Origin of the sequence: Kordia sp. (assembly GCF_050633145.1) — a bacterium.
Classification (GTDB): domain Bacteria; phylum Bacteroidota; class Bacteroidia; order Flavobacteriales; family Flavobacteriaceae; genus Kordia.
In genome coordinates, this window is record NZ_JBOEFY010000004.1 from 184,398 (window position 1) to 206,837 (window position 22,440).

The window sequence follows — 22,440 nt, forward strand, 5'->3', positions numbered from 1 at the left end:
CTAACTACATATGAGCACATCCAGACACATTTTCCTTCAAGCTAATACAGATAATATCATGAAAGCTCATGGGGAAATGGAAATAGAAAAGAAGAAACTAAAGAAGAAGAAAAAAAAGAAAACCAAAGAACTGAAGTTAAAACTTGTTGAGAATTTTGAAGAAGAAGTATTGCGTAACATTCTTATTTACTCGCAAGGTTCTATGTCTTTAGGTGATCCTATTAAGGAATTTGCTATAGGAGTTGATACGAAAGAAAGAATTTATTTTACAATAGTTCCCTTGTTTTTATTTATTCGTCACAAACTAAATTTTAAGAGTTTTGAATGCACAAATAAGAATATAAAAGCGGTACCTGAACTAGGATCTGAAAACAAACCTGTTAGTTTTTATATAGATGTTGATCCGCAAGAAGTATCAAAACCATTGCCGTTTTCTCTTGAAATGACACTACATTATGAAGTAGCAGAAAATACCTGGGAAAAATTTGATTTTACAGTAGATCCAGTGCTTCGAGTTATTCAAGATTAATATTCTTTTCAATTTACATTCTATGATTTTTAAAACTATAATTGCGTTCCTTTTTTGTGTGTCTTTCAGTTTGCATGGACAAAATCAAAAGGTAGCAGATAGTTTAAAACGCATATATAATGAAAAAGAAATTCTTTCAGATTCAATTGCAACAACATTAGTATATCAAATCATTGTAAAGTCATCTTCTCCAGAAGAAATATTTACATATTCAGATATACTATTAGAAAGGTCTAAAAATTACAGGCAAAATTATTATAAGATAAAAGTTTACAACTTAAAAGGCGTAGCATATCGTCTTAAAGGTGATTTAGAAAATTCTTTAAAAAGTCTTTTTAAAAGTGCAGATTTGGCTATTGAAAAGAAGTTTCCAACTCTTGAAGCGGAAGCTTATAGTGAAATATCAAACACTTATATCGCAAACGAAGATTTTAATAATTCTTTAATTTATCAAACCAAGGCAATTGACATTTTTAGAGCACATAAAATTAACAAGCGACTTTGTATTGCGTTACTAAATACTGGTTTTAATTATTATTCTCACGGAAAATTAGATACTGCTTTAAAACTTTATAATGAAGCAGAACCGATTTTCGAAGAAATAAATATGGTTATTGGCAAAGCGTATACAATAGGAAATAGAGCTTTGGTATACTGGAAACAAGGAGATTACCAAAAAGCAGAAGAGGACTTATTTAAGGCAATTAATATTTTAGAACCGCTTGGAGATCAGTTTGGAATGGCTGATTATCACAATCAGCTTGGAAATATTTATTTAGAGCAAAACAAGGTTGAGAAAACTGTATTTCATACAGAAAAGTCTATAGAAATGTCCAAAAATCTTGGTTTGAAAGAACAGATAAGAGACGCCTATTTGTTACTTTCAAAACTGTATGCGAAAAATGAAAATTATGAAGAAGCACTAAAATATCAATCACAATATATTGTGTATAAAGACAGTGTGCAAAGCAAAGAATTGACAAAGAAAATTGCCGATGTTCGCACCAATTTTGAAGTCAATTTAAGAGAGAAAGAAATAGATTTACTTGAAAAGCGCGAAAAATTAAACACAAATTATATAATTACTGCCTTTATATTATTAGCGCTCTCGATAACAATTCTCTTATACTTTCGCCAAAGATTTAAAACAGCCAAACTTGTTGCTTCTCATCAGCAGAAAGAACATAATGATAAAATTAAAGATTTGCTTAAAAGTCATGAAACAAGTGCTTTGCAATCAATGATTCAAGGAAAAGATAACGAAAAGAAACGTTTGGCAAAAGAGTTACATAACCACTTTGGAAGTCTTTTAGCGACTATCAAAGTGAATGTAAGTAGAATAGAGGAACATACGATTCCAAATCACGAAACGCTCATGAGTTTAGTAAATACAGCTTGTGAAGATATTAGAAACATTTCTCATTCCTTAAACATGGGGATTTCAGAAGATTTTGGACTCATGCAAGCTTTGAAAGAACTAACGGCTCATTTGCAGCAATCTAAAGAATTGGAAGTTGAGTTTTCGTCTTCTATTCATGATGGAATTATAGATTCTGAAAGCGAAATTCTAATTTATAGAATCGTACAAGAATTAGTAAGTAATGTGCTTAAACATGCAAAAGCGACTAAATTATCTATACTTCTCACCTATTTTAATGATGAAAATCTTATCAATATTCTAGTTCAAGATAATGGAAAAGGGTTTGATGCAGATAAGAAAGTCGATGGAATGGGATTGGAAAGCATCCGAGAAATTGTTACACTTTATGAAGGAAGTATTTCATTTGATAGTAATGCTATCATTGGTACTACTGTGAATATTGATTTGCCAATTGCAATCAAAACAAATTTAATATAGCCATGATAAACGTATTGATAGTAGATGACCATCATTTATTTGCTGAAGGTTTAGAAGCATTATTTAAGCCAGAAGATGGTATTAAAATTGTAGCTCACGCTCAAAACGGTCACCTAGTTCCTTCAATTTTAGAAGAGACAGAAATAGACGTGATTTTGATGGATATTGATATGCCAACGATTGACGGTATTGCTACGATACAGTTATTAAATAAAAAAGGGATTGATTTGCCAATACTGATGTTAACCATGCATCAATCCATACAAAAAATAAGAGATTCTTTAAAAAGTGGCGCCTTAGGGTATATCATTAAAGACGCTTCTAAGTTAGAATTGGTAGAAGCAATAAAAGTAACAAGTCAGCGAAAAAACTACTTTCATACTAAAATAAACGAACAAGTATTTGATTATTTTAGAGGCAAGAATAAGGCAAAAATAATGGTTGATGAATTGTCTAAACGTGAAATAGAAGTCGTTAAATGTGTGGCACAAGGAATGAACAGTAATGCTATTGCCGAAACTTTATTTCTTAGTATGCATACTGTAAAAACACACCGAAGAAACATTATGCATAAGCTCAATGTTAAAACTTCTGCAGAATTGATACGATTGGCTATCGAAAAGAAAATTATAGAGATTTAAAATACACTTGATAAGAATCATGATCGTTTCATCCGAATCTTAACAAACTATCTAATTCCTTTTTCATAAAAAAACCTTCTCAATTTCTCAAGAAGGTTTCATGTATTTTGTATTTATATATTTTTTAGTCTTCTAAGAAGTCTTTTAGAATTTCTTTTAGTACGATGGTATCATTTTCTGTATTTCGTACCAATTTTTCGTTTTCGTTACACTCAAATTGTGCATAGTTGATTTTCATATAACGAAAACTTTTGTTGAGAACAGCTTCTTTTTTAAGCTGGTCATAATATTTTATTTGTGTAACGCGTGCTTGTTCTTTTTCGTCTAAGTCTTCAAAATTTTTCTCTTTTTGAAAGAACTCAATCACCAACTTTAAGTCTTTATAAAAGGCATCTAAAGGTAATTTTGTACGCCCTTTTCCTCTTTTATGAAGATTTCCAACTAAGGTGTCAAACGTATGCTTTCGTGATGCTTTTTGTCCTAACAATTCATCTGCCATGTCTAATAGATAATTTTCATCACTATTTTTAATGTCCTGTATGTATTGTTGTTTTTTAGATATCTCAGGAATTGCTTCTTTTGGCACATATTCTTTACCTTCTCTTACTAGATACCAATACGTATTTTCAGGTCTTCTTTCTGCGTGTGCTGCAGGAATTTTTGAAAGCTCTGATTTTTGATCCAGTCTACGAAGTACTTTTCGCATTGGAAATCCTTTTTTCACATCTTTCTCAAAGATACCAGCTTCAACCAATGCAGGCATAATTGTTTTTACAGGAATCCAATCAACGGTAGTATTTGTATTAAAATACTCAGCTATTGCTTCATTAATCTTTGTTATATTTTCATCAGTCATTCTATTTTGCTTTACCTATTATTTTTGAAGGTTATAAAAAACCTTACATTTCCGTGAGTCTTTTGTTTTATGATTTTGAATCAGTGACTTTCAGCTTATGGGCTTCTACTCAATAATACTTTATAAAAATTAGTATTAGAAACCAGTGTTGTAACTTTTACAAAATCTTCCACTTTACATAAAATATATGCATTAGTATATACGTCTAAACCGCTATCATTTAACGGGCAAATATATGGAAAACAATTCCTTCACGCCTATTTAGTGCTCTTATTTATTCAGTAGTATTTTCGGTTAATCACTAGTCAGCTGTAATTCTATTTACAGAATACATAATTGTTATATCCATTTTAAACACCTTATTCACAAAACATTAAATCACTTGATCGCTTTTGACCTTTTATATAGCATCACTTCCTTTATAAGGCATCTTGAGATTTGTGAGAAAAATTTGTATTTTTAGAAAAATAACAAGAATAGAAACGCTTCTAATCCATGTCAAAAATAAGTACGATAGCACTTATAGGGAAAGCCATTCGAGAGGGCAAATACCTAAACATAACTTACAAGAATAAGAATGGTGAGATTAAACTATTCTGGATTGCAATTTTAGACATTACCGCAAATGACGAACTTTTTGTAAATATGTTTAATGTTACAAAAGATGAACCGATTCTAGATGCAAAGATTTTTATTTCAAGTATTCATAATGCAGAGATTTTGAAATTCTCACATTATAAAGTTTCTGAAAAACTCATAAAAAAACTTGATGAGGATAAAAGTTTAGATAAATATGACTTTGACAGATTTGATAACAATGTGCTTAATTATTATTTAGAGTGTTATAAAGCCAATTCTGATCCTTTTTTATATAAACAACATCTCATTCAAAATCTTGAAATAAAAGAGCTTATTGAGAAAACTCCTTATCAATTATCAGACATACAACAAAAACAAATACTAAAGGAAATCTATTCCAATGATTATAATAAGTTTTATAATTACGAACTAGCGATATGTGAGTTCTCTATAGACCTAAGTTCTAGAGGAAAATTTGTTGTTGCTTATAGACAACTCACTTATGATCCGGTAGAAAAGACACTGCAGATAGGGCATAAATTACACTTCAATTCAAATTTCTATGTAGAAAATATCAAACATTCTTTATCTTACTACACAGATATGATTCCTGCTGATTTTGAAGCCATGTATCTTGAAGATAAAAATGGGGCAATTGAACTCTTAAGAAGTAACTTCAAATCGGGAGAATTACCTAATACGAGACCTGAGATTGTTGTTTTAGGTTATGCTCAAATTGATATATCTAGCATTTATGATGAAATAAATTTGCAGCACTCAAAAAAAGAAATGAATCCTCCTTTGAGAGCATTTTTTCAAAATTTTTCCTTGCTTGACAGAAAAAACAGAAAAGAACCTCATATAGTCCTTTATGACAATAATATCAATATAGATCAATTAAGAACAATCTATAATTCATTAAAGTTTCCTGTAACGTATGTACAAGGTCCTCCAGGTACTGGTAAAACTCAAACCATCTTAAATATTGTAGTGAATTGTTTGACCAATAATAAAACCTTGCTTATTTCCTCAAATAATAATATTCCAATTGATGGAATAAAAGACAAATTGTTTTTGGGTAAATACAAAAATAAAGAGATATTATTTCCCATTATACGACTTGGCAACAACAAGTTAGTGGCAAAAGCTTTAAAAAGGATAAAAGAATTATACGAATTTAAAATAAATGATGTCCCAAAAGAAAAACTTCTATTTAATTTAAAAGAAAAATCAAGAATAAAAAACGAAATACTTCTTAAAAAACTAAAAAATTATGAAGATCGAATTGACTTAGAACAAAATTTAGATTTTGTTAATAGCTTATTATCAAAAGGTAGTTATTACTTACTTGAACAAGAAAAAAACAAACTCGAAAAACGATTAAAGGAAATTCCTGAAACAACGGATGATAATGTAAAAGGGATATTTGAGGTTATTAAAGATAATTATCAGTTGTTACAATTCTTTTACTTTGAATGTTTAAGATACATTAAGCGGCTAAAAACTAAAAAATACAGTGACCTTATTGAAATACTGTATTTAGAAGATGAAGACGAGCAAGTCAAGGTTTTCAACACATGGATATCAGACGATGAAAACTTAGAAAGATTCACAAAAGTATTTCCCATAGTTTTAACAACCAACATATCATGTCGTAGGTTGGGAAGAAAGTTTAAGTTTGACTTACTAGCTATTGATGAAGCAGGACAATGTGACATTGCTACTAGCTTAATTCCAATTTCAAAATGTACAAACATGGTTTTAATTGGTGATACAAATCAACTGAAACCTATTGTAATTTTTGAAGAAACACGAAACGAGCAGTTAATGAAAAAATTTCAAGTTGATGAGCATTATGATTACTTCAACAATTCTATTCTTTCTGTGTACAAGAGCATTGATAATATTTCGCGAAATATCCTATTAAGCTATCATTATAGATGCGGTAAAAAGATTATTAATTATTCTAATATGAGATTTTATGAAAGTAAATTAAATCTTAAAGCGATTAAAACACAAGGAGAAATTAAACTCATAGATGTAAATAATGTAAATAATAAAAATAGAAACTCACAAATAGAAGAAGCTAAGGCAATCGTAAACTATATAAAAGAAAATAATTTAAAAGACGTATTCATTATTACACCATTCAGAAATCAAGAAGAAGTAATAAATTATTATTTAAAGGTTGCAAAAAATAAAGAGGAAATAGATAGTTCTGTTAGTTGTGGAACGATCCATAAAGTACAAGGTCAGGAAAACAAGACCATAATAATATCTACTGCAATTTCAAAAAATACATCTTCTAAAACATACGATTGGATAAAGAATAATAGTCAATTGATAAATGTTGGAGTTACAAGAGCAAAAGAGAATCTGATTGTCGTAACAGACAAAAAAGCAATTGATATTCTTTCAAGAAGAGATGATGATTTATATGCTTTGATTGATTATGTAGCAAAAAATGGGACAACAAGTGTTTCACAGAGTGTTGTAAATAAGTTTACCATTGGCTTCTCAAATGATTCAAAGTTTGAGAATGAATTTTATCTGACTATGAATCATTATTGCTCTAACAGAGGTAGTAAATTTAGAAGGAATGTTAAAATTATTGATGTATTCCCCGAAGAAAAGAATAATAAATTAGTAAATAAAAAAGAATTTGACGGAGTACTTTATGAAAACAATGTTCCTAAAATTGTTTTTGAATTAAACGGTAGCGAACATTATTCAAGAAAGAGTACAATCAAATCTGATAAAATAAAAATGGAGCTTTTAAAAGCTAAGGGAATTAAATTACTATTTATCCCAAATCAATATGTGAAACACTACGAGTTTATTAGAGAATTAATAAATAAATTCAAAGGAGATATCTATCAAAAAACATTGTTTGACAATTACGATTCAACAAGCTAATAAAGACCTAATAAACAATACAACAAATCATACCTCTAGAATAAAGTCAAATCAATAACAATAAGATCTCAAGTCAGAATATAACAGGTTTTTTAATTAGTTTTGATCCATACAAAATTCTGTACCTATTCTGTATTCTTTAAATAAAAAAAGACTCTCCATTTTTGAAGTGTCTTTGCTAGTAACGGAACTAAAAATCTTTGATCTTTAACTAGTTAATCCTAGCCTATTCCGTTTAGAATCTCCAACCGCATTCGATTTTCTAATTATTAATTGAACATATATAACTAAAATAGTAAGAACTATAATATCGTGACCTAAGGAAAAACGACTTTAATTATACCTAATCAATAAGTTGATTTAAAACTAAATAAGTTTTTTTCATACGAATTCGTTACTTTTAAGGGCAAACACTTTTTCTAATTCTAAAAGACAGCTACTTTGAAGATTAAAAAATTATGGAAACGAATTTTATTAGGATTAATCATAGTCCCGCTTTTATTGCTAGGAGGTCTCATATTATATGTTCAAAGTTATCAATCTGAAATTATTAAAGAGGAAATTGCTAAGCTAAACAAAGAACATAAAGGTCTTATTAGAGTTGGTGAGAGTGAATTATCTCTTTTTGGCAACTTTCCATACATCTCTTTAAAGGTATATGATTTCCAAATTTTTGAAACAAAAGAGGACAATGCACCTGTTATCATGGATGTAAAAGATGTGTATGTTGGCTTTAACCTATGGGATATTGTAAGTGGAAATTATGATATTCAATCTTTAATCGTTGAAGATGGTGTATTCAATATTGTTATTCACGAAAACAATACTACAAACATTCAAAACTCCATAGCCAGTACATCTGATACAGAAACACCTTCCACTAATATTCATTTAAAAAAGATTCAATTTAAAAATCTAGATATTCACACTTTAGATGAAGCGACGAATACAGATGTCGAAAAGTTCGTATATGCAGGCACAGGTAGTTTTAGCAAAAAAGACAGCGTTATCTCAGGTCATGTAGATGCCGATTTGGAATTAAATGTGATAAAAAATAGAGACACTACTTTCTTCCATAAAAAACATTTAGAAATTCATACAGACGTGGTATTTAATGAATACACTGGTATTCTTGACATACAACCTTCTGGTATTGTCATGGAAAATGGCGATTTTGAGTTAGAAGGTTCTATAGATATAAAGAATGATGTAGACCTTGATCTTTCTATAAAGGGAACAAAGCCCAATTTTGATATGTTTATAGCTTTCGCTCCAGCTGATGTAATACCAATATTAGAAAAATACAAAAATGCTGGTGAAATTTATTTTAATGCTAGTATCAAAGGAGCATCCAATAAAGGAAATAGACCTTCTATCAATGCAAATTTTGGAGCTAAAAAAGCTTTTTTAGAGAATACTAAAAAAGGAAAAAAGATAGATAATATGGGTTTTATTGGCCATTTTACAAATGGTGAAAATAGAAATGCAAGTACCATGGAATTTTCCTTAACAGACATGACCGCTTCTTTGGAAAAGGGAGAATTTGAAGGTTCTATTCTTGTTAAGAATTTTGAATCTCCAGAAGTTGATATGCAAATAGACTCTAACTTTAATCTGAATTTTATTGCAGACTTTTTTGAACTAGAGCAAGTACAAGGTGCATCTGGACAAGTTTCGTTGAAAATGAATTTTCATGATATTATTGATATTGACAAACCCGAAAAGGCATTACAAAAACTCAATCAAGCATACTTTGCGCAGTTGACTGTAAAAAACTTGAGTTTAAACGCCAAAAACCTGCCTGCTCCTTTAGACACTTTGAATGTAAACCTAGTAATGAATGGTAAAGAAGCTACGTTGAAACAATTTGATATGTCAATGGGCAATACAGATTTATCTATTAGCGGTTTTCTATCAGACTTACCTGCCATAGTACATCATACGAACATACCAATAGAAGCTCATTTCGATATTTCCTCTAAGTATCTGGATATTTCGCAATTGACAGGATATTCAGCACAAGACTCTATCCAAACTGGTATTGATGAACAGGTAGAGAATCTCAGTTTAGGATTTTCTTTTAAGGCTTCTGCTAAAGATTTTACAGAATCTAAATATTTACCGAAAGGTGAATTTTTCATTGATAGTTTACATGCAAATTTGAAGCATTATCCGCATAAATTACATGATTTCCATGCTGATGTATTAATAGATAGTGTAGACCTTAAAATAGTAGATTTTACGGGATATATAGATGATAGTGATTTTCATTTTGACGGACTCATACATGATTATGCTTTTTGGATGCAACCAGAACTTAATGGAGATGTGGACTTAGATATCAATCTCACTTCTAATAAATTAAAATTGGAAGATGTTTTTTCGTATAAAGGAGAAAATTATGTTCCAGAAGAATACAGACATGAAGAATTTGACAATTTAGCATTGCATTTTGATTCTAGCATGCACTATAAAGATTCTTCTTTACACTCCATCGATCTGGATTTAGATAAATTAAATACAAAAATGAAATTGCATCCGTTGCGTTTTCATGATTTTAAAGGAAATATACATTATGAAGATCAGCACATTGTTATCAATGACTTTCATGGCGAAATAGGAACTACTAATTTTAATTTCGATTTAAACTATTATTTAGGGGACGATCAGCAAATAAAGAAAAGAGATAATTACCTCAAATTGAAAGCAAATTATATTGATTATGATGCACTCTTTAATTTTGATTTAAGCCCGCCAAAACCAGCAGCGGTTGTTACTTCAAAAACTGCAGATGTAACAGCACATGCAGAGGCCTTCAATTTATATGAGTTGCCATTTACAGACATGCGATTTGAGGTAGATATTGCTCACTTTATTTACCATAGAATAGATCTTCAAAAAATCAAAGCAGATTTAAGAACGACACCTAACCATTACATTTATGTAGATACGCTACACATGGATGCTGCAGGAGGAAATATTCGATTAAGTGGATATTTTAATGGTAGCGATCCAAAGCATATTTATCTTCAGCCGGATTTGCATATGAATAATGTGGATTTGGATAAATTGCTATTCAAGTTTGAAAATTTCGGTCAAGATCATCTCGTTTCAGAAAATTTACAAGGGAAACTCACCTCTAGAATTAAAGGGAAGATTAGAGTATACCCAGATTTGGTACCAGATTTGGATCAATCAACTATAGAAATGGACGTAAAAGTATTAAATGGAAGATTAAAGAATTACGATCCAATGTTGGCACTTTCAAAGTATATGGGAGATAAAAACCTCCGAAACATTCGGTTTGACACCTTACAAAATAGCTTGGACATAAAGAAAGGAAAGATTAATATTCCGTCTATGACGATTGAATCTACTTTGGGTCATATGGAATTATCCGGTATGCATGATAGTAATCAAAATATCGAATATTATTTACGTATTCCTTGGAAAATTGTAAGAAAAGCTGCCTGGAAAAAAATATTTGGACGCAAGAAAGACCGTACTATTACTGATAAAGAGAAAGAAGATGAGATTATAGAAGTAGATCCTAACAAAAGAATATGGTATCTCAATCTAAAGGTCAAAGGAAATATAAATGACTATAAGATTTCATTGGGTAAAAAGAAGAGGAAGAAGAAAAAGTAACAATGCGTTAGATTAATAACCGTCGCAAAAATCTCTTTCAACTTATTACCGTTATCATCAAACATGATGATTCTAATACGTTTTTTAGCTCTTAAAAAGTAGGCCGGAATTGCTTCCGACCTTAAATAAACTATAGTTGGTTTTATTGTTTCGAATCCACAAATATTTACTCCATGTGTATTGAAAAAATTCTAATGTAATTTGTTTTGATTTACATTTTTTAACTGTTTGGACTAGGGCAATATTTTTCACTTAAATAAATAGTTAGTCGTGCAGTAGCCCCTACGCAGACAGCGGATGATGTTGTTATAGGAGTAATTCCTCCTTCTATACCTAATTTTTCTTTATCAGTCAATATGCTAATTGTTTCTTTTTTAAGCATTAAATTCTTAATGTTTCTTTTTTTCATAATTTCTAGATTTTAAATTTTAAATGATTTTTATTTCGTGTATTAATACAGAGACAAAACAAGCGCTAAATAAAACATGAGTCAACAGAAGGTATTTACAATTCTCTGAATTATAAACGCAATTCATGGAATTGTAAAAGATTTGAGTCTTTAAAAGAATTAGTTCGCGTACGATTTCGGTTATATTTGTCAGAACCATAAATACTTATATGAAGAAATTGCTTCCATTTTTCTGTTTTTTCTCAGTCATTTTATGCTGTTATGCACAAAAAAGTGATGCTTTATTAGAAGAAGGTATTGCATTGAAAAAAAAGGTGCTGCATAAAAAAGTAGCTATAGATAAAGCAGAAACACTCATCAGATATTATTTAAAAAAAGCACAAGAGAGTCAGCGTAAAGAATTGATAGGAAGAGCATATTATTTGCTGAGTGTAAAAAATACAGATCATCAAAAGAAAATGCTATATATAGATAGTACGCTTTTTTATACTAAAGATTTAAAAACGGATAAGGAGTTTCCCATGAAAGGATACTTTTATAAAGGTTTGTTTTTAGATATGGCAGAAGATTACCAAAGAGCCATCGATAATTATTTATTTGCGGAATCTTATGCAAATACAAATCAAGATAAAACATATCAATATTACATAAAATACAATATTGCTTTTCTAAAACGCAGAATAGGTAATTATGAAGAAGCCATAAAACTATTTAAAGAGTGCATCGTTTATGAGGAAGCAAAAAAAGAGATGAATATGTCTAGTTATTTAAACATATTACTTCATTTAACGGCGATTTATTATGAAACTGGACAATTGGAAAAAAGTAGTATCATTAATCAGCAAGGAATCCAATTAGCGTTAGAAAATAAGTTAATGGACTTGTATTACCGTTTTATCGTTTGCTCCGGAATCAATCTATCTTTAAAAGGGAGTTATAAAGCTGCTGTTGATAGTTTAGAAAAAGGCATTCCTTATTTGGACAAATCAAACAAAATAACTTCCAGTTTTTATTTAGCAAAAAGTTATGATGCTTTACAAGAAAGAGAGAAAGCACTATCGCTTTTTAAGAAAATAGATACTGCTTTTACTGAAACCCAAAATTTATTTCTACCCATACGTGAATCCTATTTGTATTTGATAAAAGATTCGAAAGAAAAAAAAGATAAAGAGTTGCAATTATATTATATAGAACAGTTGCTAAAAGCAGATAGTATTAGTCATACAAATTATAAATATTTATCTACTACAATTACAAAGAAATATGACATTCCAGAATTAATGGAAAGTAGGGATCATTTGATAGCAGATTTAAAAAGTGATAAAAATTTGATACTCATCATAAGTATCATACTTGTTGTATTGACATTAGGTGGATTGGTCTATTATTATACTTTGAAAAAAGTTTACAAAAAAAGATATGATGCAATTGTAAATCGACCTAGTGCTATCATAGAAGAAGAAATTATAGTAGAGAATGCACAAATACGTCCGATTGCTATAGATATAGATGAACGAACTATTCAAGAAATTTTAAAACAACTAGCTGTTTTTGAAGAAGAAAAACACTACCTCACTAATCAAATATCCTTGAAAGATGTAGCAAAAATTGTGAATACGAATTCCAAATATTTATCTAAGATTATCAATTCTCATAAAGGGAAAAACTTTGCAACGTATATTAATGATTTACGTATTGATTATATGATAACTCGTATTCAACACGATCCATTATACTTAAAATACACTATAAGGGCAATTGCCGCAGAAGCCGGATTTTCAAATCAGGAAGGTTTTCTAAGAGCTTTTCGAAAAAGAACAGGGCTAAACCCTTCTTATTTCATCAAAAAAGTACGAGAAAGTCAATAGTAATTGATAATTCAGTGAATTATCAATTGTTGAAGTTTATTTTTTCCTTGTTTTATCAAATGAATAATTAGCTTTGAGTACATTCAATTAATAATTTATAGTATGAAAAAAGGCAAAAAATTAATGGTATTTAAAAAATTTAAGATTGCAAACTTGAATACTACCATTATTCTAGGAGGAACAAATACTCCTAATCCAAATAATGGGGAAGACAAAGATACAGATGATTGCACTGGACAATCTACAGGATTACAAGCAACTTCTCCTGGTTTTACATGTGAAAATATCGTAATAACACTACAAGGAAATGCATGTTTAAAACCTGATACTAATAATCAACATACGCAACAAAACATATGAGTTTAAAAATATTGTAGTTAGGTAACTGTTGTATCTTTTAGGATAAGTTAAATGCAAAAAAAAAGCTTCACATTTCTGTGAAGCTTTACTTAGTAGCGGGAACTGGACTCGAACCAGTGACCTTCGGGTTATGAGCCCGACGAGCTACCTACTGCTCTATCCCGCGATATTGGACTGCAAATATACAACCATTTTTCATTCTACCAACAAAAAAGTGAAATTTTTTATTGCTCTATATTTCTTGCTTGAAATCCGCTTATTTCTCCATCTTCACTAAGCACCTCTAACTCAATCGGATTGCAGCAAACTTCACAGTCTTCAATGTATTTTTGAGTACTCACAGAAGTGTCAATTAACATGGAAATTGCTGACCAACAATACGGACATTGAAAAAAATATTCGTTCATTTTACAAAAATACGGCTTAGGATTGTGATTCTAATGCATCCATTTCTTCCTGAAGCTCTTCCCAATCTTCCATTAGAGTCTCTAAAGTTTTCTTTTTTCCTTGATACATATCAAAGAAATCTGGCTTAGCAATGGTTTCTTCATAATTAATCGCTAATTCCATATCGATATCTTTGATTTCTTTTTCTAAATCGGAAATGGAACGTTCAATTTTGTTGAGCTTATTGTTGAGCGATTTTAGCTTTTTTTGCGATTCGTACGATTGTTTTGGCACTTCCGATTTTACAACTTCTTGCTTTACAACCGTGCGTTTTTCAACCTCTCGCAAGTCTGCTACTTTTCGTTCATCCAAATAGTAATTGATATCACCGAGGTATTCTTTTATTTTTTCATCTTTAAATTCATAGACTTTGTTGGTGAGTCCTTGTAAAAAGTCACGATCATGCGAAACAAGAATTAAAGTTCCTTCAAAGGTTTGTAATGCTTTTTTGAGTACGTTTTTAGATTTGATATCCAAGTGATTCGTCGGCTCATCCATAACCAATACATTGAAAGGCTGCAATAACATTTTACATAACGCCAAACGATTTCGTTCTCCTCCAGAAAGCACTTTTACTTTTTTCTCTGCTTCATCACCTCTAAATAGGAAAGCACCGAGCATATCGCGCACTTTTGGACGTGTTTTTTCATCCGCAGCTTCAATCATTGTATCTTCTACCGTAAGGTTGCCATCTAAATATTCAGCCTGATTCTGCGCAAAATAACCCACTTGCACATTGTGCCCTAATTCCATCTTACCTTCATGCGGAATTTCATTGACAATAATTTTTGCCAAGGTAGATTTTCCTTGTCCGTTTTGTCCAACAAAGGCAATTTTGCTACTTCTTTCTACAAATAAATTAACGTTTGACAATACTTGCTTTTCTCCATAGTTTTTAGAGATCTTTTCACCTTCTATAACTACTTTTCCAGGTTGAATTGACAAAGGAAATTGAATTGCCATTACAGCATTGTCATCAGCATCAACTTCTATGCGATCAATTTTCTCCAGCTTTTTGATGAGCGATTGTGCCATCGTTGCTTTGGAAGCTTTGGCGCGAAATTTTTCAATCAGCTTTTCAGTATGTTGGATGTGCTTTTCCTGATTTTTTTGCGTTGCTAATTGCTGCTCGCGAATTTCTTGTCGCTGTATTAAATATTTTGAATATGGTTTGTTGTAATCGTAAATACGTCCTAGTGAAATTTCAATAGTTCTATTTGTTACATTATCCAGAAACATCTTATCATGCGACACAATGATGACAACGCCAGGGAACGTTTTTAAGAACTGTTCTAACCATATTATAGATTCTATATCCAAATGGTTTGTTGGCTCATCTAAGAGCAAGATATCGTTTTTTTGCAGTAAGAGCTTTGCTAATTCAATTCGCATACGCCAACCACCAGAAAAGGTATCCGTTTTTTTGTCGAAATCTTCACGTTTGAAACCTAGTCCTTGTAAAACTCTTTCGGTGTCGCCTTTGTAATTGTATCCGCCTAATATTTCGTATCGTGTTGTAAATTCACTTAAATCCTCTATGAGTTTAGTGTACGATTCACTATCGTAATCTGTACGTTCGGATAGTTGATTATTTATTTGATCTATTTTTAATTCAAGTTCCCGAATTTGCTCAAAAGCTTCATAGCTTTCTTCTAAAACCGTTCGCCCTTGCGTGAATTCAATATCTTGTTTTAAGAAACCAATTGCAATGTCTTTATCCGTTGCAATTGCGCCTTCATCTGGTTCGTTTTCTTTTGCAAGAATTTTGAGTAGCGTAGATTTTCCTGCGCCATTTTTTCCAATCAGTCCGACACTGTCGCCTGCATTCAATCGGAACGCAATATCTTTAAACAGATATGTTCCGCCAAAAGCAACAGCTATATTGTGAATATTTATCATGAGTGTGACAAAAGTTACCGTTTTTATAAAATGTATACCTTACTTTTGTAGTGCAGTAAAGTGATTTTATAATATATTTTTACAAATGTTAAAAAAAGGATCGAAATTAAATAGTATTTTAACGGGAACTTGTCCAAAATGCCAAAACGAACGCATGTATGAGGTGAAAAATCCGTACAAATTGAATACTACGTTGAAAATGAACGAAACATGTTCACATTGTGGTACACGTTATAAAATTGAACCTTCTTTTTTTTACGGAGCTATGTATGTAAGTTATGGTGTTGGAATTGCTTTTGCATTTGCCGCCTTTATAGTTGCAAAGTGGTTTCTAAATGCTAGTCTGTTAGTCACTTTTTTTGCTATTATGGGAACACTTATTGGTTTTATGCCTATAATTATGCGTGTATCGCGAAATATTTGGATTAATCTTTTTATGTCTTATGATAAGAAATTAGATAAAACTCAGTCGTAATTATTTTTGTTATGAATTTTGTTTTCGACGTGCGTTTTCTGCTCTTCTTTTATCATCGAGTTCTTTAGCTATACTTTTTCTGTACCTTTTTTCGAAACGTTTGATGTTTATTTCATCTGGCAATTCTGCTTGATGCATTAGATGATTGTAGAGTTGTTTTGCAACTGTTGGACCAATCATAACACCGCGCGTTCCTAAACCGTTTAAAACGGCTATTTGTGTATGTTTTGGATGCGTTCCTATTAACGGTCTTCTATCTGCAACCGTTGGCCGTATTCCAGCTACTTGATCTATGATTTCATATTCGCACTTGATTAGTTTAGATAGTTTTTCAACTAATTCATTTTTTGCTTCTTCTGTCGGAAGATTTGTTTTGTCTTCCCAATTGTATGTTGCTCCAATTCGATAGATATCATTTCCCATAGGAATTATAAATACAGAGGATTTTATGACACTATCTACTTTTAAATTTGGCGCTTTTATAGTTAGTAATTCTCCTTTTGTTCCGTTGAGCGGTAAGTATGAAAAGAATGGGTTTTGTTTGATTCCGAAACCTTCACAGAAAACAATTTTCTTCGCTTGAATGTTTTGATAGGTTACTGAATTGTCCGCAATACTAAGTTTGTCATATTGAAAGTTTTCTATCCGCAAGCTATTTTTATTTTGAAGATATTCTCGATATGCTTTGAGTAGTTTTCCCGTAAAGATTCTCCCCGTTTCTTTAACTCTTCCTAAAGAGAAAGATGCATCAATAGCTTTATTTGTATTTGTGATGAGTTTTGTATCAAGGTATTTAGATAGTTTAGGTTTATCAGAAGCTTCAAACCACATATTTTGCTCTTCTACATCGACAAAACGTCTTAAAACTTCTAGTTTTTCATCAAATGCTGTTTGTAGTTTTTTTTCTAATACTTTATAAAAAGGCATCGCTATTTCCAATTGTTCATCAGCATTCCAAACTGGCGTGAATCGTTTTAGTATAACTGGATTATATAATCCGCCTGCAACGGTTGAAGATTGTTGAGAGTCATCTTCAAACACTACAAATTCTTTTCCAGCCGTTTCCAATTCCTCACAAAAAGCAATTCCAGCCAAACCTAATCCAACGACTATATAATCTATCATAAGTACAAAAGTAAAGGTATCAAGTTAGATGGCAAACTATCAAGCAAAAAGTAATTTGTCAACTTACAATTTATCGCATAAAAAACGCCCACTAAAATAGTGAGCGTTTTTAATATTGTTATGTTATGAATTTTAGTAATTCCACATGTCTTGTTCTCTTCCTCTGATCTTTTCTTTGATTCGTTCCGATTCCAATAACTGCATGAGAGAATTCTCTTTTACATATTCCTTGATACGTCTATCACCTTGTACATTTTCTTCTTTATAGATCAATCCATTAAAGCGTCTTGCGTTTAATAAGTGATCAAAAGACAATGGTACAGCTGCATTTCTATTATTAAATGCTTTGGCACTGTGCAATATTTCTCGAGCATCTGGATAAAATATCCAAAATAATTCGATTGCATCTTGCTCACCATCTAAATCTACAAATTGTGCTTCTACAGCTACAGGAGCAATACCTAATAATCTGAATTTTAGTTCTCCTTGACGTTTGTCAAAGTACCAAACTCCTTTTACGTGATATTCTTGAATATCAGCTGCGGTAAGCTCTCTAGTTTCAATATACTCATCAGATAATTTCTCTCCTCTGTTGATTTGATTAATACCTTCAGGTAAAGTATCAGTTTTCTTTAAACTAGATTGTATATCTTCAAGCGTACGTGTTTCTGTGAAATTTCCATCAACATAGATATTTTTTATCTTTTTTGACTTTATATTCGTCATTAACACATCGTATAAAGAGCGTCTGTCAGCACGCATACCAACAGTATCAATTGGATAGTATAACGGGAAGTTTACTCTTTCATCAAGATCAACAATTTCCCATGTTGTTGCAGACCAAAGAACATCTCTGTCGTCAACATATCCATACGGTAATGGCCCGTCATTATCTGCATCTTTTTGCGCTTGCGTTTTCACACCTATTTGACTCGGATCTTTGGCATTCAATAAATTTGCTTGAGCAAACATTGATCCTGAGATTAATATTGTAAATGCAATTGTAAATAAACTTCTCCAATTCATAACAAATGTTTTAAAATAATTTTAGTTTGTAATTTCAATAATTACTGGCGATACCTTTTTAATTAGCGGACCAGGATTTACTGGTTTTGCCTTAATATTGATAATCTGTACTGTTTGACCTCTTCTAGCACGCTTTAAAGCATTTTTAGCATTTGAATCTAATTTGCTTCCTCTAACAGTAATTGTTGGCTGCCCAGGTACTTTAAAGTCAAATTGTGTAACTCTTAATGGGAATTCGAAATCGAATGATTCGAAATCAGCTTTCACTGTTCCTTTTTCAACACCAGACTTAGACATCTTCTGTGCTCCAGAAAGACCTCTGAAGTATCCTGTTGGTGAAGGAATTTCCTTAATTCTGAACGTTTTGCTATCCCCAACTCTTGAACCATCGTCAAGTGTAGCTGAAACATTGATCTTAACCTCTGTTCCAGTAGAAGGCTTCATGTTGTATTTTCCTGTTCCTTTTTTAGTTAATCCAGGAGCAGTTGCATTCACCTTATTATCAGCAACACCAGCAAATGATATTGTCATTGGGTTATTAACTCCACGATATACTACGTTCATTTTATCAGCAGAAATTGTAGCTGAATTAGGTTTTGGTACTACTACATAGTTAGCTATGATAGGAATTTTTAATTCTTTATTATTTTCAATAAAAGTAAATTCTCCTTTAATTTCATGCTCTCCAACGTTTCCAACGTTGAAATCTAACGTTGCTGCTCCACTATCATCAATAGCCTCAGACAAGTTAACTTCTTTCCCTTGAACTACTAATTTTGTTGGTGGAACGTCTGCATATTTACCAATTACTACTTTTCCTTGGAATTTTTCTCCTGCGAAGAAAGCTGATTTATCAGCTAATACAATCGCTTTGTAGTTATTAAGTGTTGTTGCTTCTGTTACAATATTTCCTAAGAAAAGGCTAAACATATCAGATTCAGTAACCTTAATATCATTTTGCATCGCTGTTAACTTTGTATATGAAGCGATTGCTGGGAAACCTTGATAGTGGTATGCTAACCAATCAATTTCTTTTCCGTCTTTGTTAGTTACTTTTGCAGTACTAAATGTTTTTGCAAATTCTTCAGCTTTACCTCTATAGTTTTCGTCTGTAGCTAATATTGCATTAATTTCACCTTTATACTCCTCTATCTTAGCCATAACTTCTTTACCCTTTTTAGTAAGTCCGTCACCTGTAAACCAAGCTTCGTCTAAGATATCAGTTTTGTCCATTGCTTCGAAAGGTAATTTACCTGTCTCTGCATCAACTGTATATTTTCCTTCTTTTAATAAATCCTTTTTTAACTCTTCTAAATAAGCATAGAATTTATCTGAAACTATTTTTACTTTCTGAGCTTTTGCTGCTGGAGCTTTAAATTCTTTTGGATTTTCTTTTCCTTTAGTCTCAAGCTCTGTAAGTAACTTGTCGTTTCTATCGATTGTTGCGACGTTTGAGTCTGCAAACTTTGCTTCCATTAATCCGAAAGCTGAGAGTACTTCTTTAGACATATTCATTGCCATCATAGCGATGAATACCAAGTACATCAAGTTAATCATTTTCTGCCTTGCAGATACTTTTCCTCCTGCCATTTCTAATTAGTTTTTTTAGTTAGTTTTTGTTGAATTACGTATATAACTACTAATTAGTTTTTGTTCATTGCAGATAACATTCCTCCGTATACACCATTTAATGATGATAAGTTAGATGCTAATGATTGCATTTGATCTTTTAACTTAGCTGCATTTTCAACTGCTTCTTCGTTAATTGCCGCTTGACGGTTAGCGCTATCCATCTGTACTTTGTAAAGACTGTTTAAAGATTCCATCTGTGCTGCAGCTAAAGACATTTGCTCTCCATATTTCTTTGTAGAAGAAATTGCATCAACAGTTGGAGAAATTCCTTTTGCAGCTCCTTCGAAGTTACGAATACTATCTCCTAAGCTACTCATTAATTCTCCATCAATTCTAGCATCTTTTAATAAGTTATCTAATTTTTTAGATAATAATCCTTCTGCATCAGTTGCTTCTTGCTTTTTAGCTTTCGCTTTTGCTGATCCTCCTGATAATTCAGGGTATACTAATGACCAATCCAGTTCGTCAGATTGTCTTTCAAATGCTGAGTATGTAAATACTAGTGCTTCTACAATCATTCCAAGAGTCAAAATTTCACTTCCGTAAGGCCAGTGTTGAATTTTAAATAATGCTCCTACAATTACAATTGCCGCTCCTAGTCCATATACCATGTTCGTTAGCGTGATCTTGCCATTCTTTGCCATAATAATCTAATTTTTAGTTTAGTGTTTAGTTAATAAAATTTAAGTGTTGGGTTAACCGTGGTTTATTTTAGTATTTAGTTTTTTAGTTTTTCACTGTTCCGATAACATCAGTTCCCATGTAACTCTGTACAGTTCTGAAACCAATATAACTTCTTGCCGAATCTTTGTATTCAAAATCTCTTGTACTTACTTGTAAGAAGTACTCAACATCTTTCCATGATCCACCACGTATTACTTTACGATTGTTTAGTGAGTCATTTACATTCGGGCTCATTGTAGACATGTATTCATAAGAACTTGGATCATAAGATGACGCTGTCCATTCTGCTACATTTCCTGCCATGTTGTAAAGGTTAAAGTCATTTGGCTCAAATGCTTCTCCTTCTACAGTGTATAATGCTTGATCGGCTGCATAGTTTCCTCTAAGTGGCTTGAAGTTTGCCAAGAAACAACCTCTATCATTCATTGTGTAAGGTCCTCCCCAAGGATACGTTGCTCCTTCGAGTCCACCTCTTGCTGCGTATTCCCATTCTGCTTCAGATGGCAATCTGAATTTATTGATTTGGTGACGCTTCTTTTCTTTTCTGTAGATATTCTTTTTTAGAGTTCTCCACTCACAGAATGCTTTTGCTTGTTGCCAAGTTACACCAACTACTGGGTAGTCATTGTATGCATCATGCCAAAAATAGTCATTGTGCATTGGCTCATTGTATGAGTATTCGAAGTCTCTAATCCAAACTGTAGTATCTGGGTAGATTTCTAAGTTTTCTCTTTTAATGAAGTCTGTACGCTTCATTCCTTTATTTTTCGCTGCTGCTTGAATATCCATCCAAGTGTACTGGAATCGTACTTTAGTCCAATCGATTGTACGCTGACCATTGTATGATTCTGCTTCAGGAATTAACATTGAATCCATAACTTCAGCATAGAATTCATCTGGAATTTCAGAATAATCCCAAATTAAGTCCACGTCTGTATTTAAACGTCTTCCTTCATAACCAGTAGGACCTAACCCAGCATAGTTATCTATATTGTACTTTTCCCAAGCAGTTTGGTCTGTAGTATCAACATCTTTGAAAGCATACTTTGCAATTCCATCTGCATCTGCATCAGTTTTACCTTCTTCATCTGCAATAATTGCTAACTTAGTTCTGATTATAGAATCACGAACCCAGTATACAAATTCTCTATATTCACTATTAGTAATTTCAGTTTCATCCATATAGAATGATGGAACTGTTACAGTTTTAGTTGGTGCGTTTTTAGTCTGAGCAATATCATCATCTGACTTACCCATAATAAAGGAACCACCTGGAACTAGTGACATACCATAAGGTTTTTCAGGGTGCCATTTTTTTCCTTTGACACCGACTAGCTCACCTCTGTCTTTAGAACCACAGCTATAAAGAAATGCTAAAACGGCTGTTAATACAACAATCTTTTTCATACGGAATTATTGAGGTTAATACGTTTTTTATAGATTTTAAGGGCGTAAACCTATCTATTTATTTTTAAAAAAACAATTTTT

At 31.7% G+C, this 22,440-nt stretch carries 17 protein-coding genes and 1 tRNA gene; 8 read left to right on the top strand and 10 right to left on the bottom strand.

What is annotated here, in order from left to right; translation table 11 throughout:
* Positions 1–10: 10 nt before the first annotated feature.
* The 3 genes from ACRBBL_RS03040 to ACRBBL_RS03050 are packed head-to-tail and all read left to right on the top strand — an operon-like array spanning position 11 to position 3,028.
* Complete coding sequence (locus ACRBBL_RS03040) at positions 11–529, top strand: hypothetical protein (protein WP_431367568.1); 519 nt, start codon at positions 11–13, stop codon at positions 527–529.
* A 22-nt stretch (positions 530–551) separates the two neighbouring features.
* Positions 552–2,387, top strand: coding sequence for a tetratricopeptide repeat-containing sensor histidine kinase (locus ACRBBL_RS03045; RefSeq protein WP_431367569.1), 1,836 nt, complete (start codon positions 552–554; stop codon positions 2,385–2,387).
* A gap of 2 nt (positions 2,388–2,389) precedes the next feature.
* Positions 2,390–3,028 carry a response regulator gene (locus tag ACRBBL_RS03050; RefSeq protein WP_431367570.1) on the top strand — a complete coding sequence of 213 codons (639 nt, stop codon included), beginning with the start codon at positions 2,390–2,392 and terminating at the stop codon, positions 3,026–3,028.
* A gap of 124 nt (positions 3,029–3,152) precedes the next feature.
* Here the strand turns inward: ACRBBL_RS03050 and ACRBBL_RS03055 are convergent, their stop codons facing one another.
* Complete coding sequence (locus tag ACRBBL_RS03055) at positions 3,153–3,884, bottom strand: hypothetical protein (RefSeq protein ID WP_431367571.1); 732 nt, start codon at positions 3,882–3,884, stop codon at positions 3,153–3,155.
* A gap of 495 nt (positions 3,885–4,379) precedes the next feature.
* Between ACRBBL_RS03055 and ACRBBL_RS03060 the strand changes: the two genes are divergently transcribed.
* Together ACRBBL_RS03060 and ACRBBL_RS03065 are read left to right on the top strand one after the other, a co-directional pair.
* A complete protein-coding gene (locus ACRBBL_RS03060) occupies positions 4,380–7,379 on the top strand; it encodes an AAA domain-containing protein (RefSeq protein ID WP_431367572.1) in 3,000 nt (999 codons plus the stop codon).
* A gap of 441 nt (positions 7,380–7,820) precedes the next feature.
* Complete coding sequence (locus ACRBBL_RS03065) at positions 7,821–11,027, top strand: AsmA-like C-terminal region-containing protein (protein ID WP_431367573.1); 3,207 nt, start codon at positions 7,821–7,823, stop codon at positions 11,025–11,027.
* Between the two features lie 220 nt (positions 11,028–11,247).
* On the opposite strand, the gene ACRBBL_RS03070 is transcribed toward ACRBBL_RS03065, so the two are convergent.
* Entirely contained in the window at positions 11,248–11,436 is a 189-nt protein-coding gene (locus ACRBBL_RS03070; RefSeq protein WP_431367574.1) for a hypothetical protein, read from the bottom strand.
* 209 nt (positions 11,437–11,645) lie between these two features.
* On the opposite strand from ACRBBL_RS03070, the gene ACRBBL_RS03075 reads away from it, so the two are divergent.
* Both ACRBBL_RS03075 and ACRBBL_RS03080 read left to right on the top strand, forming a co-directional pair.
* Positions 11,646–13,304, top strand: coding sequence for a helix-turn-helix domain-containing protein (locus ACRBBL_RS03075; protein ID WP_431367575.1), 1,659 nt, complete (start codon positions 11,646–11,648; stop codon positions 13,302–13,304).
* A 102-nt stretch (positions 13,305–13,406) separates the two neighbouring features.
* Entirely contained in the window at positions 13,407–13,664 is a 258-nt protein-coding gene (locus ACRBBL_RS03080; RefSeq protein WP_431367576.1) for a hypothetical protein, read from the top strand.
* Between the two features lie 93 nt (positions 13,665–13,757).
* Here ACRBBL_RS03080 and ACRBBL_RS03085 read toward each other — a convergent pair.
* From ACRBBL_RS03085 to ACRBBL_RS03095, 3 genes are all read right to left on the bottom strand, one after another.
* Positions 13,758–13,830, bottom strand: a tRNA-Met gene (locus ACRBBL_RS03085).
* Between the two features lie 58 nt (positions 13,831–13,888).
* Positions 13,889–14,071 (bottom strand): CPXCG motif-containing cysteine-rich protein, encoded by a 183-nt coding sequence (locus ACRBBL_RS03090; RefSeq protein WP_431367577.1) that lies wholly within the window; start codon positions 14,069–14,071, stop codon positions 13,889–13,891.
* 16 nt (positions 14,072–14,087) lie between these two features.
* Positions 14,088–16,010, bottom strand: coding sequence for an ATP-binding cassette domain-containing protein (locus ACRBBL_RS03095; RefSeq protein ID WP_431367578.1), 1,923 nt, complete (start codon positions 16,008–16,010; stop codon positions 14,088–14,090).
* 85 nt (positions 16,011–16,095) lie between these two features.
* Here ACRBBL_RS03095 and ACRBBL_RS03100 point away from each other — a divergent pair, with 85 nt between their 5' ends.
* The gene (locus tag ACRBBL_RS03100) at positions 16,096–16,485 is read left to right on the top strand and encodes a DUF983 domain-containing protein (protein WP_431367579.1); all 390 of its coding nucleotides are present in this window, start codon (positions 16,096–16,098) and stop codon (positions 16,483–16,485) included.
* Between the two features lie 9 nt (positions 16,486–16,494).
* On the opposite strand, the gene ACRBBL_RS03105 is transcribed toward ACRBBL_RS03100, so the two are convergent.
* From ACRBBL_RS03105 to gldK, 5 genes are all read right to left on the bottom strand, one after another.
* Positions 16,495–17,610, bottom strand: coding sequence for an NAD(P)/FAD-dependent oxidoreductase (locus tag ACRBBL_RS03105; RefSeq protein ID WP_431367580.1), 1,116 nt, complete (start codon positions 17,608–17,610; stop codon positions 16,495–16,497).
* Between the two features lie 132 nt (positions 17,611–17,742).
* Positions 17,743–18,636 carry a gliding motility protein GldN gene (gene gldN / locus ACRBBL_RS03110; RefSeq protein ID WP_431367581.1) on the bottom strand — a complete coding sequence of 298 codons (894 nt, stop codon included), beginning with the start codon at positions 18,634–18,636 and terminating at the stop codon, positions 17,743–17,745.
* A gap of 21 nt (positions 18,637–18,657) precedes the next feature.
* The gene (gene gldM, locus ACRBBL_RS03115) at positions 18,658–20,226 is read right to left on the bottom strand and encodes a gliding motility protein GldM (protein ID WP_431367582.1); all 1,569 of its coding nucleotides are present in this window, start codon (positions 20,224–20,226) and stop codon (positions 18,658–18,660) included.
* Positions 20,227–20,279: 53 nt separating this feature from the next.
* Complete coding sequence (gene gldL / locus ACRBBL_RS03120; RefSeq protein WP_431367583.1) at positions 20,280–20,912, bottom strand: gliding motility protein GldL; 633 nt, start codon at positions 20,910–20,912, stop codon at positions 20,280–20,282.
* An 82-nt stretch (positions 20,913–20,994) separates the two neighbouring features.
* On the bottom strand, positions 20,995–22,359 hold the full coding sequence (gldK, locus tag ACRBBL_RS03125) for a gliding motility lipoprotein GldK (protein WP_431367584.1): 1,365 nt from the start codon (positions 22,357–22,359) through the stop codon (positions 20,995–20,997).
* Positions 22,360–22,440 lie beyond the last annotated feature (81 nt).

Coding starts and splice junctions, on each gene's coding strand:
- ACRBBL_RS03040 (WP_431367568.1), top strand. CDS start 11: ATGAGCACATCCAGACACATTTTCCTTCAAGCTAATACAGATAATATC.
- ACRBBL_RS03045 (WP_431367569.1), top strand. CDS start 552: ATGATTTTTAAAACTATAATTGCGTTCCTTTTTTGTGTGTCTTTCAGT.
- ACRBBL_RS03050 (WP_431367570.1), top strand. CDS start 2,390: ATGATAAACGTATTGATAGTAGATGACCATCATTTATTTGCTGAAGGT.
- ACRBBL_RS03055 (WP_431367571.1), bottom strand. CDS start 3,884: ATGACTGATGAAAATATAACAAAGATTAATGAAGCAATAGCTGAGTAT.
- ACRBBL_RS03060 (WP_431367572.1), top strand. CDS start 4,380: ATGTCAAAAATAAGTACGATAGCACTTATAGGGAAAGCCATTCGAGAG.
- ACRBBL_RS03070 (WP_431367574.1), bottom strand. CDS start 11,436: ATGAAAAAAAGAAACATTAAGAATTTAATGCTTAAAAAAGAAACAATT.
- ACRBBL_RS03075 (WP_431367575.1), top strand. CDS start 11,646: ATGAAGAAATTGCTTCCATTTTTCTGTTTTTTCTCAGTCATTTTATGC.
- ACRBBL_RS03080 (WP_431367576.1), top strand. CDS start 13,407: ATGAAAAAAGGCAAAAAATTAATGGTATTTAAAAAATTTAAGATTGCA.
- ACRBBL_RS03090 (WP_431367577.1), bottom strand. CDS start 14,071: ATGAACGAATATTTTTTTCAATGTCCGTATTGTTGGTCAGCAATTTCC.
- ACRBBL_RS03095 (WP_431367578.1), bottom strand. CDS start 16,010: ATGATAAATATTCACAATATAGCTGTTGCTTTTGGCGGAACATATCTG.
- ACRBBL_RS03100 (WP_431367579.1), top strand. CDS start 16,096: ATGTTAAAAAAAGGATCGAAATTAAATAGTATTTTAACGGGAACTTGT.
- ACRBBL_RS03105 (WP_431367580.1), bottom strand. CDS start 17,610: ATGATAGATTATATAGTCGTTGGATTAGGTTTGGCTGGAATTGCTTTT.
- gldN (WP_431367581.1), bottom strand. CDS start 18,636: ATGAATTGGAGAAGTTTATTTACAATTGCATTTACAATATTAATCTCA.
- gldM (WP_431367582.1), bottom strand. CDS start 20,226: ATGGCAGGAGGAAAAGTATCTGCAAGGCAGAAAATGATTAACTTGATG.
- gldL (WP_431367583.1), bottom strand. CDS start 20,912: ATGGCAAAGAATGGCAAGATCACGCTAACGAACATGGTATATGGACTA.
- gldK (WP_431367584.1), bottom strand. CDS start 22,359: ATGAAAAAGATTGTTGTATTAACAGCCGTTTTAGCATTTCTTTATAGC.